10 protein-coding genes are annotated in these 12,355 nt (G+C 68.3%); 2 read left to right on the top strand and 8 right to left on the bottom strand.

Annotated elements, in window-relative coordinates; all coding sequences use genetic code 11:
* Positions 1-12 precede the first annotated feature (12 nt).
* From ACIQZN_RS15100 to ACIQZN_RS15080, 5 genes are all read right to left on the bottom strand, one after another.
* On the bottom strand, positions 13-756 hold the full coding sequence (locus ACIQZN_RS15100; protein WP_403992785.1) for an amino acid ABC transporter ATP-binding protein: 744 nt from the start codon (positions 754-756) through the stop codon (positions 13-15).
* Between the two features lie 134 nt (positions 757-890).
* Positions 891-1,331 (bottom strand): DUF6278 family protein, encoded by a 441-nt coding sequence (locus tag ACIQZN_RS15095; protein WP_403992782.1) that lies wholly within the window; start codon positions 1,329-1,331, stop codon positions 891-893.
* A 116-nt stretch (positions 1,332-1,447) separates the two neighbouring features.
* Complete coding sequence (locus ACIQZN_RS15090; protein WP_403992780.1) at positions 1,448-2,227, bottom strand: exodeoxyribonuclease III; 780 nt, start codon at positions 2,225-2,227, stop codon at positions 1,448-1,450.
* A gap of 48 nt (positions 2,228-2,275) precedes the next feature.
* The gene (locus tag ACIQZN_RS15085) at positions 2,276-2,935 is read right to left on the bottom strand and encodes an MBL fold metallo-hydrolase (protein ID WP_403992777.1); all 660 of its coding nucleotides are present in this window, start codon (positions 2,933-2,935) and stop codon (positions 2,276-2,278) included.
* A gap of 12 nt (positions 2,936-2,947) precedes the next feature.
* Entirely contained in the window at positions 2,948-4,225 is a 1,278-nt protein-coding gene (locus ACIQZN_RS15080) for an alpha/beta fold hydrolase (RefSeq protein WP_403992774.1), read from the bottom strand.
* Positions 4,226-4,405: 180 nt separating this feature from the next.
* Here ACIQZN_RS15080 and ACIQZN_RS15075 point away from each other — a divergent pair, with 180 nt between their 5' ends.
* Together ACIQZN_RS15075 and ACIQZN_RS15070 are read left to right on the top strand one after the other, a co-directional pair.
* Positions 4,406-4,822, top strand: a complete 417-nt coding sequence (locus ACIQZN_RS15075) for a DUF5958 family protein (protein ID WP_403992771.1) — start codon at positions 4,406-4,408, stop codon at positions 4,820-4,822.
* A 250-nt stretch (positions 4,823-5,072) separates the two neighbouring features.
* On the top strand, positions 5,073-5,465 hold the full coding sequence (locus tag ACIQZN_RS15070) for a hypothetical protein (protein ID WP_403992768.1): 393 nt from the start codon (positions 5,073-5,075) through the stop codon (positions 5,463-5,465).
* Positions 5,466-6,236: 771 nt separating this feature from the next.
* Here ACIQZN_RS15070 and ACIQZN_RS15065 read toward each other — a convergent pair.
* The 3 genes from ACIQZN_RS15065 to ACIQZN_RS15055 all read right to left on the bottom strand — a co-directional run bounded on the left by ACIQZN_RS15065 (position 6,237) and on the right by ACIQZN_RS15055 (position 11,747).
* Positions 6,237-6,812 carry an RHS repeat-associated core domain-containing protein gene (locus ACIQZN_RS15065; RefSeq protein WP_403992765.1) on the bottom strand — a complete coding sequence of 192 codons (576 nt, stop codon included), beginning with the start codon at positions 6,810-6,812 and terminating at the stop codon, positions 6,237-6,239.
* Positions 6,813-7,941: 1,129 nt separating this feature from the next.
* The gene (locus ACIQZN_RS15060; RefSeq protein ID WP_403992762.1) at positions 7,942-9,075 is read right to left on the bottom strand and encodes a ricin-type beta-trefoil lectin domain protein; all 1,134 of its coding nucleotides are present in this window, start codon (positions 9,073-9,075) and stop codon (positions 7,942-7,944) included.
* A 65-nt stretch (positions 9,076-9,140) separates the two neighbouring features.
* Positions 9,141-11,747: a lectin gene (locus ACIQZN_RS15055; protein WP_403992759.1), complete on the bottom strand. Its 2,607-nt coding sequence runs from the start codon at positions 11,745-11,747 to the stop codon at positions 9,141-9,143.
* Between the last annotated feature and the right edge of the window lie 608 nt (positions 11,748-12,355).

Genomic DNA, 12,355 nt, shown 5'->3' with positions numbered 1-12,355 from the left:
CAGGGCCTCCCGTCAGTGCTTGAGGATCTTGGACAGGAAGTCCTTGGCCCGGTCGCTCTCCGGGGAGGTGAAGAAGTCCTCCGGGGTGCGGTCCTCCACGACGCAGCCGTCGGCCATGAAGACGACCCGGTTGGCGGCGGAGCGGGCGAAGCCCATCTCGTGGGTGACGACGACCATGGTCATGCCCTCGCGGGCGAGCTGGCGCATCACTTCGAGGACTTCGTTGATCATCTCCGGGTCGAGCGCCGATGTCGGCTCGTCGAACAGGAGCGCCTTGGGGTCCATGGCGAGGGCGCGTGCGATGGCGACGCGCTGCTGCTGCCCGCCGGAGAGCTGGGCGGGGAACTTGTCGGCGTGCGCGGCGAGCCCCACCCGGTCCAGGAGTTCGCGGGAGCGCTGGTCCGCCTCGTCCTTCTTCCGCTTGCGCACCTTGACCTGGGCCAGGGAGACGTTGGCCAGGACGGTCTTGTGCGCGAAGAGGTTGAACGACTGGAAGACCATGCCGACTTCGGCCCTCAGCTGGGCCAGTCCCCGGCCCTCCTCGGGGAGGGGTTTGCCGTCGATGGCGATGTGGCCCGACTCGATGGTCTCCAGTCGGTTGATCGCCCGGCAGAGCGTCGACTTCCCGGAGCCGGACGGGCCGATGACCACCACCACCTCCCCGCGGCCGACGGTGAGATTGATGTCCTGCAGTACGTGCAACTTTCCGTAGTGCTTGTTGACGTCTCGCAGCTCGATCAACGGATCGACGGCCATACGCTGCCCTACCCACTTGTCGCTCGGTCGAGGTCAGCGCAAACTAACCAGCCCGGCAAGGGACTTCTCGACCGACACGCACCAATGGGGCAAAAGGATTCTTATCGCTTCGCGCGGTTCGCCGCGCGGAACGCTCAGCCCTCGGCGGACTCCGCGTACACCTGGGACAGCTCGGGGCTGCCGGACATCGCCCAGTCGAGGCCCGCCTCCACCACGTCGATCTCGCGGCCCGAGACGAGCCGCACGACCGGCTGACCGCTGGGCCAGATGTGCCAGTGCGCCCCGGCGACATTGCGCACCAGGACCGTGCCCAGGTAGAGCCCGGCGTCGTTGCCCAGCCAGGGCAGCTCCTCCGGGTCGTCGCGCCAGCGCGGCACCAGCTGGTCGAGGGCCGTCAACGAGGCGGGGCTGTCGTCCAGTTCGATGCCGCGCTCCCCCACCCGGACGCGGAGCAGCTCGCATTCGGCGAGCAGTTCGGCCACGCCCTCAGGATCGGCGTCGGCGACCCCCGCGAGCCCCGCCTCCCGCGTCCCGTCGTGACGTTTACGCCAGTTGTCCAAGAAGGGGATCTTCATCCGATCAGAATCGCATCCCGGCGCGCCCGCGCACCACAGGGCGCGCGGCCTGTCGTTCGAGTGCCGAACACCACACGGTCACCGTGCGTTCACGGAGCGCGGGCGCCGGGGGCCGCTCAGAGGTCGAGGTCGACGACCACCGGGGCGTGGTCGGAGGCGCCCTTGCCCTTGCGCTCCTCGCGGTCCACGTAGCTGTCCCGCACGGCTTCGGTGAAGGGGGCGTTGCCGTAGACGAGGTCGATACGCATGCCCTTGTTCTTCGGGAAGCGCAGCTCGCGGTAGTCCCAGAAGGTGTACGGGCGGTCGTACTTCAGGGGGCGGGGCATGACGTCGGACAGGCCCTCGGCGCGCAGGGCGGCCAGGGCCTCGCGCTCGGCGGGCGTGACATGCGTGGCCCCCTCGAAGAGAGCCGGGTCCCAGACGTCCTCGTCGGTCGGCGCCACGTTGAAGTCGCCGAGCACGGCGAAGGGGGCCGCACCTGCGGCGTCGGCGGCCACCGCCTTGCGCAGCGCCTCCAGCCAGCGCAGCTTGTACGCGTAGTGCTCGTGGGAGACCTCGCGGCCGTTGGGCACGTACACCGACCACAGGCGCACCGGGCCGCAGGTCGCGCTGATCGCGCGGGGCTCCTGCGCGTCCTCGTAGGCCGGCCCGTCGGGCAGCCCGAGCACGACGTCGGAGAGGCCGGCGCGGGAGATCAGCGCGACCCCGTTCCACCGCCCGTTGGCGTTGACCGCGGACTCGTAGCCCGCCTCGCGGAGCGCTTCGGCGGGGAACTGCTCGGCGGTGCACTTGGTCTCCTGGAGGCACAGCACGTCGGTGCCGCTGCTCTCCAGCCAGGCCAGCAGCCTCGGCAGGCGGGCGGTGATCGAGTTGACGTTCCAGGTGGCGATGCGCATGTACGCAAACCTAACGCCTGCCACTGACAGCCGCCGGGGCGGCGGCCGTCACAGGGCCGTCGAGTCGCCCGGTGTCATGCGGCCGTGGTCGGAGCCGCCCAGCTCCCCGATCTGCCGGTCGTAGATCGGCCGGGCCAGGTCGGTGAGGAGCGCGTCGTGGATGTCGATCGCACGACGCGGCTTCACCTCGCGCACGTAGTCGATGACCTCGGAGATCTTGTTCCACGGGGCCATCACCGGGAGCAGGAGCGTGTCGACGGCCCGGCCGGGCACCGTCAGCGCGTCGCCGGGGTGGAAGACCTGGCCGTCGGCGAGGAAGCCGATGTTGGTGACGCGCGGGATGTCCGGGTGGATCACCGCGTGCAGCTCGCCGTGCACCTCGATGTCGAACCCGGCGGCCGAGAAGGTGTCGCCGTGGCCGACCGTATGGACGCGGCCGGGGAAGGCCGGGCTCAGCCGCTCCGCGACGCTGCGCAGCGTCCAGACCCTGGCCTCCGGGTCGGCTTCGAGACCGGCCCGGATACGCCCCTCGTCGAAGTGGTCGGGGTGCTCGTGCGTCACGAGGATCGCCTCGGCGCCGATCGCCGCGTCGCCCTCCGAGAAGCCGCCCGGGTCGATGACGAGCGTGCGCCCGTCCTTCTCCAGGCGGATGCAGGAGTGCGACTGCTTGGTCAGGGTCGGCGCGGTGTTCCCGGTATCGCTGCTCATGGCTCCATCCTGCTACGCGGGCGGCGTCGTTTCCGCCCGAATCACCGACTGCGCGATCGTGAAGGCGGCGCTCGCGGCCGGCACCCCGCAGTACACGGCCGTCTGCATCAGCACCTCCCGGATCTCGGTGGGCGTGAGTCCGTTGCGCAGGGCGGCCCTGGTGTGCGCGGCCAGGCTCTCCATCCGCCCGGAGGCGACGAGCGCGGTGAGGGTGACGGTGGAGCGGGTGCGCCGGTCGAGTCCCTCCCGGTTCCACACCTCGCCCCAGGCGTACCGGGTGACGAGCTCCTGGAATTCCTCGGTGAACTCGTCGGCGGCGGCCAGGACCCCGTCGACCCGCGCGTCGCCCAGCACCTCGCGCCGCAGCCGCATGCCCGGCGTGTACGGGTCGGGGCGCCCGCCGGCCGCCGCCTCGGGGGCCGGTCCGGCGGGGGCGATCTCCGCGACGGGCTGGACGGGGGCGGAGAGCCGGGGCACGGAGTCCGGCATCGGGATGGCCGCCTGGGTGTCCTGCCAGGCGGCGGAGAAGTGGGTGAGCAGGAGGTCGGTGACCGCCCCGGGCTGCTCGACGGGCGCCAGGTGCGAGGCCCCGGGCACCAGGGCGAGCCGGGCGTCCGGTATCCCGGCGACCAGGGTGCGTGCGTCACCGGGCCCGGTCACCCGGTCCTCCGCCCCGACCACGACGAGGGTGGGGACGGGGATGCGGCTCAGTTCCGTACGGACGTCGAACGCGGCCAGGGCCTCGCAGGCGGCGATGTAGCACCCCGGGTCGGTGGTCCGCACCATCTGGACGGCCCACTCCACGATGGCGGGCTGCGCGGCGGCGAAGGCGGGCGTGAACCAGCGCTCGGGCGCGGTGCGCGCCATGGGCTCCAGGCCGTTCGTACGGACGATGACGCCGCGCTGCCGGAACTCGTCCGCGCTGCCGAACCGGGCCGAGGACGCCACGAGCGCGAGCGCGGCCACCCGGTGCGGATACCGCAGCGCCAGATCCGCGCCGATCGCCCCGCCGATGGAGCACCCCACGTACCCGAACCGCTGGACCCCGACCCCGTCGAGCGTCGCGAGCAGCCGGTCCCCCAGCTCGGCCACAGCGGTCGCGGGCCGGGCGGGGGCGCCGCCGTGCCCGGGGAGGTCGTACCGGAAGACTCTCCAGTGCCGGATGAGCTCGGGTATCTGCCGGTCCCACATGTGCCATGTAGTACCCAGTGAGGGGCCGATGACCAGGACCGGGGCGTCTTCCGGGCCGTCAAAGCGGTATTGCAGGGTGTTCGGCGGTGTATCACTCACGCCCCGCACCCTCTCACGTCTCACAAAATCTCACACAGCCGGGGAAGCCGACCGGCCCGATGCATCTGGCGGCTCGGCTCGTCGAGCACTGCCGACGCCTAATACTCCAGTGCGACTTCGTGATCTGGTTCGATGATCTTGCAGGGTAGGCAGCCAGGATTGTTGTGGAGGTGGGGCGGGATGGACGGACGCACAGTCATCCTGAACGAGTTGGCGCAAGGCATCCGTCCGCTCGTCCAAGGCGTCGGCTGGTTCGAGGGCCTCGACGACACTGAGCAGTTCGAAGTCCTGAGTGACCTGGCAGGGTTCTGCATCCAGGCCCGCGCAGCCAGCGATGACGGGCCGGAGAGCATCCGGAAAGCCGGCATCCGGCCCACCCACACCCCGGCCGTGCTGGTCACGCGCGGACGCCTCTCCGAGCAACTGACGAAGATCATCAACCTTCCGCAGGACGAGCGTGTGAAGGCATTCCGGCTGCTGGTCGCACTTCTTGGCGTCGCTGATGAACGGCGGCAGCTCCGCTTCTGTGCCGGCGGGTGCGGGCATGCCTGGCACCACCTGAGAACCGGAGCGGGCACCGAAACGGCCACCGCGTGATCATCGGGGGTTGTGTGGACTCCTGAAGATCGTGCGATGGCCGCGGGCCACAGCAAAGACGCGGCCCGGTGGCGGGCGATGTTCGACCAGGCCATGACCCGGATCGCCGGCCGGTTCACGCGGGCTGAGCCTGGCCGTCGCCTGCAGCACCCGGGTGCGGATCAACCAGGGGAGAACCGCTGCCCGGGCGGATGTCGTCGCCGACCGCCTGCCCGCCTCGGCCTGGCACCGGCAGAGCGCAGGAGCCGGAATGGAGGGACCGCGCCACTACGACTGGGCCTGGATCGAGATCGGCGCCGACGGCCACCGGCATCTGCTGATTCGCCGCAACCCAAGCAGCGGCGAACTCGCCTTCTACCTGTGCTGGTCCCCAAGACGGGTGCCACTGGCCGAACTCGTCAGAGTGGCCGGGACGAGGTGGTGCATCGAGGAGTGCTTCCAGGCCGCGAAGGGCCAGGTCGGACTGGATCACTACCAGGTCCGCCACTGGACCGCCTGGCATCGGCACATCACGCTGGCCATGCTCCCCCTGGCATTCCTGGCCGCCCTCGCTGCCGACGCGAGACCGGTCAGGACCGCACAGCCGAACCGGCCCGCCCACAACCCGGACCCCATTGACCTGACCGTTCCCGCAGGTTCTTGATGAGAAGGAGGAGCGCCACGTCACCGCAGAGGAGCATTCCGAGAAGTGCCCATCCGCCAGCTTTTCCTGCAGCGACGGCGAACAAGCGGAAGATGATGCCGATCACGGAGATGATACCGAATACCCAGAGGTAGCGATAGGTGTGCCCTCTCTGCCTAAGACTCCAGCCGATGCGAGGCATTTAATTCCCCTTCACGGGTTCATGTTGTTAGTAGCACCGCCCGCTTCCAGGGCAGCACAGAAGCAGAAGCCGACCATCGACCGCGCTCCCGCACATACAGCATGTGGATTTTCGCCTGTTGCTGACCAGACCGTCCGAGACGTCCCATGATTCAGCGGTCCCCTGCCTTGTCGGGATGAATATAGGAGACGGTGTGGTAACCCACTCACACCTCTCTGTCCGCCACCCCGGTTCCCTACCGTCGCCCCCGCTCCCCGGGCAGGCGCTTGGAAAATTGGTCGCCCATTCACCTCCGAAGCGCCCGGAGTAAGCTCAGGGTCGGCTTCTCATCTTGTTTCGAATAAAAAGAAAACAGGCGCCCCAGATACAAGCGGCCATTACCAGAAGGATCCACCCTCCCGCATTACCGGAAAGAATAAAAATGAATGACAGGACAACTGCGGCAACTGCAAAGACGTTAGTGAATAGCCAGTAGCGCTTAACGGCCGCTTGCTGCTCGACTGTCCATCCGACGTGAGGCATGAGGCTCCTTATGGTCTCAATTTTGGTGGGCCGAGAGCATTAGCTCTCGGCCCACGTGAGGCAGGTGATTAACTGACGACATTGGAAGCTATCGAGCCCACACTCCAGCCGATTGCGTAGCATTCAAGTGACGCACTGAGCGACACTCCAGCCGTTTCGGATGCACTTGCCACTGCAGCAGATTCGCAGGCCATGCCGGCAAGGCCGCCGAACACAACTCCGGCAACGTCGCCCCAAAGGGCACGTGAGTCTCCGTCAACGAGGTGCTGCACACCCGTGATCGCATCGCCGGCCGCGCCCAGCGCGTCCCCGACGCTGAAAAGTCCGCTGGGGTCGGTGTGGTTGATGGGGTCGCCGGTGGCGTAGAGGTAGGGGTTGGTTTCCTGGCCACTGGGGTCGGGCTGGGTGAAGCGGCCGAGGGTGGGGTCGTAGTAGCGGGCGCCCATTTTGCAGAGGCCGGTGGAGTCGTTGTAGGCGCCGGCGAAGCGGTAGGGCTGGGGGACGGTTTCGGTGGGGGTGGTGCGGGTGGTGCCGGTGGGGGTGTAGGCGTAGGTGTGGGTGCGGGTGCCTGCCTGGTCGACGGCGCCGAGGATGTTGCCGGTGGCGTCGGTGAGGTAGTAGCAGCTCTTCCCGCTGCCGGTCATGGAGTTGAGGGTGCCCCCGGGTTCGCGGACGAATCCCGTGTCCGTTGATCCGGTGGTGGTGGAGGCGAGGCCGAGCTGGGTGTGGTGGAACCAGGTGTCGCCGAGCTTGGTGCGCTCGTCGTTCGTGGTTCCGGCGTGCTTGGCCTGGTAGGTGGTCCCGCCTGCGGTGATGCTGGTGAGCTGGTTGTAGTCCGACCAGGACTCCCCTGTGCGGGCAGTGCCCCCGGCCGGGGCAGCGCTGGTTTCGTTGCCGGCCTTGTCGTAGGACCAGCCGGTGGTCGAACCGCTCTTCGATTCCAGTTCGGAGGCGTCGTCGTAGCCGTAGGTCGGGCCGGTGGGGCAGGAGGTGGCGGTGGTGTCCTGGTGGGTGCGGCACGGTGGCCTGCCATTTGAGCAGGCACCCGCGCACTCAACCGCGAAGATCCCCTACACCACACAGCGGGACGCCATCGAGAGCACGGGGTGCGGCTGCGGCCGACGCGGGCGGCCAGCGGCTCACCTCGGCTCGCGCGGAGGCGAGCCGCAGCGCCTGCCTGTTCAGAGAGGCGGGCGGTGGGTCCACCGATTAGCTGACCATGAGAAGCCCCGCACCGCGCTTGATCGATGCCTGAGCCAGCGGATAGGACGCCCCGCTCAACGCTCGGCGGGGCCTCCTCCTCGCACTCACCCCAGCACGGACGCCAAGCGACTGCCCTCGCACATCCCTCGTTCCCACGAGTGACGCAGGAACTGACCGCGTGAGGAGGTGGACGAGTCTTCCGCGTCCATACGTTCGACCTCACGGCGAAGCCGCACCGGAGCACTCCGGTGCGGCTTCGCCGTCTCACGGATCCGTCCAGCGATTTCGCCAGGGCAGACCTGGATGGCGCCTGCTCGTATCACTCGCGTATCACACAGCAGTCACCGACTGGCCAGACCCTCGCTGACCAGAACCCTCTGACCTGCGGTTTCGCGTCTGCCCTGGACTGGCGAAGACGCCTCTGGACGCTGTCTACAACCTGTGCCAGGTGGTGCCGAGTGAGGGGCCGATGACCAGGACTGGGGCGTCCTCGGGGCCGTCGAAGCGGTATTGCAGGGTGTTCGGTGGTGTCTCGCTCACCCGTCCGACCCTCTCACCCGTCACGAGATGTCACAGCGCCGGGGTGGACCTGGCCTGGAGGGTGGTCCACTTCTGGGCATTCGTGCCGTTGCAATCGAAGAGCTGCAGTTGGGTGCCGTCAGCCGTGGAGGAGGCGGGGTCGTCCAGGCATCGGCCGGACTGCGGGTTCCGGTAGCCGCCGTTGTACGGCTGCCAGACCTGCGCGCCGGTCCCGTTGCAGTCGTACAGCTGGATCTTCGTCCCGTTGGCCGTACCTCCGCCCGCGGCGTCCATGCATTTCCCGAGGACCCGCAGGGTGCCGTCGGTGTGCAGCGTCCACCACTGGGCTTCGGATCCGTCGCAGCCCCACAACTGCACGGGGTTCCCGTTCGCGGTGGAGCTGAAGGCGTCGTCCAGGCATTTGCCGGCGATCCCCGAGTGCACGACGCCGCCGGTCGGCACGGGCGGGGTGAGCCAGCCGGCCGCGTCGGCGGCCTGGATGCCCCGGTTGAACGCCGCGGCCATCTTCGCGTAGCCGCCGTCGTTCGGGTGCAGGGCGTCGGAGAGGTCCGCAGTCGTCAGGGCACTCATGTCGACGAACGCCACGTGCTTGCCCGCGTTCTGCTCGGCCTGGACGATTCCGGGGATGGCCTGGTTGAACGCCGGCCGGTTGGGTTCCTCGACGGCGTTGGTGGAGATGATCACCGAGCCCACGAGCACGGTGGCGTCCGGTGCGGCGGCGGTGATCCGGTCGATCAGTGCGTGCAGCCGGTCGGTGGCCGTCGGCACCTGGTAGTTCTGGTTGAGGTCGTTGGTGCCGATCTCCAGGGTCACCACGTTGGGCCGGAACCGGGCCAGTACGCCGTCGGTGATGCCGGTGATCTGATCGATCCGCCACCCGGAGTGGCCCTCGTTGTCGGGGTCGGCCATGGTGCCGTTGCGGCCGCTTCCGACGAAGTCCACCGCGTGCCCCGCGCCGGTCAGTTCGGTGCCGAGCGCTGCCCGGTAGCTGTTGCCGGTGCTGCTCCCCTCACCCCAGGTGATCGAATCACCGAGCGGCAGGACGCGCAGCGACGTGGAGGACGCCGCCGCCGGATGCGCCGTCGCGTTGTCCGCCACCGCAGGGGCGCCGCCGAGGCACAGGACGGCCGCCGACAGGACCGTACACAGGAGGTATCTCTTCACTTTCGTTCCCCATCTCTCGCAAGTCGGTCAGTGGGCACGCGCGCTGTGCGATGTCGCCTGCGCCTCTAGGGCAGGGTCCATTGCTGCGCTTTGGTGGAGTTGCAGTCGAAGATCTGCAGTTGGGTGCCGTCGGCGGTGCTGGAGTCGGGGATGTCGAGGCAGCGGCCGGACTGCGGGTTGACCAGTGCCTTGGTGCCGGAGTCGTACGTCCACCGCTGGCTGCCGGTGCCGTCACAGCCCCACAACTGCACCAGGGTGTTGTTGCCGGTGCCGCCGAAGGTGACGTCCACGCACTTGCCCAGGATCCGCAGGGTGCCGTCGTCGGCCACCGTGACCTGCTGGGCGGCGGAGTTGTTGCAGGTCCAGGACTGGATGTGCGAGCCGTCGTCCGTCGAGGCGGCGTTGTCGTCCAGGCACTTGCCGGCGATGCCGGAGGTGACCGGGCCGGTACGGGTGACCGGCGGGCCCGGCGGTTTGGCGCCGCCGTCGCCGTTGTAGGACGGCGGGGCGGAGGAGGCCGCCGTGGCCCAGTTGGTGTTGGCGGTGGTACCCAGAGTGAGGTTCAGCGTGCCGCCGCCGGTCGCGAAGTCCCGCGGCAGGTAGGCGTTGTTCCAGTTGGCGCCGTTGAGCGTGGCGCTCTGTATGTAGGGGGCGTTGTCGGCGGCCTGGGGCGCATTGACCACCATGTGACGGCCGTTGCCCAGTGTGACGTCGACGGTGGTGAACAGTGGACTGCCCAGCGCCAGGTCGGAGGTGCCTGGGGTCTCGGGATAGAAACCCATCGCGGACCAGACGTACCAGGCGCTCATCGTGCCGAGGTCGTCGTTGCCGACCCCCCAGTTCGCCGGGTCGTTCGGCCACAGTCGGTCCTGGACCTGGCGGACGATCCTCTGCGTCTTCCAGGGCTGCCCCACGTAGTCGTACTGCCAGGGCAGTTCGATGGACGGCTCGTTGCCGAGGTCGGCGTGCGAGCCGCCGGAGCCGTTGAAGGAGGACAGCACGTTGTCCAGGTAGGTCGCGTACGTGGCGTTGCCGCCCATCGCGTCGGCAAGTCCCCGGACGTTGTGCGGCACCGCACCGGTGTACTGCCAGGACGTGCCCTCGACGAACTGGTCGCTGCTGGTCGGGTCGAAGCCCGCTCTCCAGGTACCGTTCGCCAGCTTGGGCTGCATGAATCCGCTATTGCGGTTGAAGACGTTCTTCCAGTCCTGCGCGCGGTTGGCGAACTGGGACTGTGTCGTGGTGTCGCCCAGCGCGCCCGCGAACGCGGAGGTCGCGAAGTCCTGCGCGCTGTACTCCAGCAGGGTGGCGACCGAGCCGTAGAAGTCCTTCGGGTACGTCCCGTCGGACGGCAGGTAGCCGTATGCGGTCTGGAGGTCCAGGCCCATCCGTATCGGGTTCCGGGTGGTGCCCTCCTTGACCATGTCCGCCTTGGCTGTCGCGGTGTCGAAGCCACGGGCGCCGAAGGCGTAGTAGTCCGCGATGATCGCCGGACCCGGGTCGCCGTTCATCACCTGTGTCTCGGCGGAGTTCAGCGACCACTTCGGGAAGAACCCGGCCTGTGCGTAATCGTTGACGAGCGACTGGGCGCTGTCGCCGGCCTGCTGGGGTGCGACCAGCGCTTCCAATTGAGCCTGGGTGCGGTAGATGTCCCAGCCGGAATACGTACCGTACTGGGCCTTCTGACCGCCCGAAACGGTGTGCACCTGGTGGTCGAAGCCCCAGTAGCGTCCGTCGCTGTCGCTGAGCAGGTTCGGGTGGAGCAGCGAGTGGTACAGCGAGGTGTAGAACACCTTCTGCTGGTCCGGGGTGCCGCCGCTGATCGCGATCTTGTTCAGCACGTTGTTCCACGCGTTGTGCGCGGCGGTTCGGGTGCCGTTGAAGTCCCAACCGCCGTTCTCGGAGACCCGGTTGGCGGTGGCGCCGGCGATCGACACGTACGAGAGGCCGACCTTGGCCTGCACCGTGCGGTTGTGCGTGGTGTCGAAGGTGACCGAATTTCCGCCGTTGAAGGAGCCGTTGGACGTCATCGGCTGATCGAAGACCATGTCGAAATACGCGGTGTACGAGGGTGCCGACGCGCAGAACAGACCGGCGTCCACCGAGCCGCTGACCTCGGTGCTGCTGACCTTGTTGAAGTGCAGGTTGGTGGCCTTGTCCGCGCTGAGCTTGAACAGCAGGTTGGCCTGGGTGGTGGCGGGAAAGGTGAAGCGCGCCATGCCGGAACGGGGGGTGGCGGTCAGCTCGGTGTTGACTCCGTTGCTGAGGTTGACCGAGTACGTGCCCGCGCCGGCCGTCTCGTTGGTGTGGCTGAAACCGACGGTCGCGGTGCCGTCGATCCCGCCGGTCGTCGGCAGGACGGGGATGTCGCCCATCGCGCCGCAGCCCGGCCCGGAGATGTGGTTGAGGCTGAAGCCGGTGACAACGTTGTCAGAGTAGGCGTAGTTACCCCCGGGCGGACGCGAAGGAGTGTCGGGGCTCCAGGAGACCATCCCGAACGGGGTGTCGGCACCCGGAAAGGTATTGCCCCCGTTCGAGGTGCCGAGCAATGGATTGACCAGCGACGCGGGGTCGGTCACCGCAGCCGGCGCGGCGGCGTGCGCGGCGGAACCGGGCGCGGCGAGCCCCAGGACTAACAGGCAGGTCGCGAGAGGGGTGCACCATCGTTTCACTTTTGCGGCTCCAAGGACGGGCGGCTCGACTGTCGCCGGACCGGTGACGGTCGATCGCGGGGCGTGGACCGGGAATGGCGGCTAGCAAAGAGGAGTGCGTCGTCATCTGTCAACGCCCAGGCCCGAACTGGCTCACAGACATGTGCAGTTCACGGAACGGCGGACATACGCCAAGGATTGACGCCGCGTCGCCGACTGGCTAACTTCCAGGGAGAGCGCTCTCCGGAGCGCCCGATGACGCGTCCCCACACGTCGGCCGATGCAGGGAGTACTCCATGCTCGTGACGAGATGCCCACGGGCCGCCGCGCCTCGGCCGGATCCGGCGCCGGACGTCCAGGGCCGCCTGTCGCGCACCTCGGGTCACCACCGCCCCGCTCCGCCGTGTACCGGACAGCGGAGAGCCTGAGTACGACCGGAGCCCCACGACGGGCGTCGATCCATCCGGATCGGCCCGCATGACAGAGCCCCGCCGGAGCACGCCGGCGGGGCTTCGTCGTGCCACCCACCAGCCACACAGCAGTCACCGGCGCACCATCGGCGCAGCGCAAAGAAGACGATGCAAAGGATTAGTTGCAAAGAAGTCCTTGCAGCCGGGTCTTTGCATGGC

Source organism: Streptomyces sp. NPDC097595, assembly GCF_044761525.1.
Taxonomy (GTDB): Bacteria; Actinomycetota; Actinomycetes; order Streptomycetales; family Streptomycetaceae; genus Streptomyces; species Streptomyces drozdowiczii_A.
The sequence above is the reverse complement of the archived record's forward strand: the minus strand, read 5'-3'. Positions and strand labels throughout refer to the sequence as shown.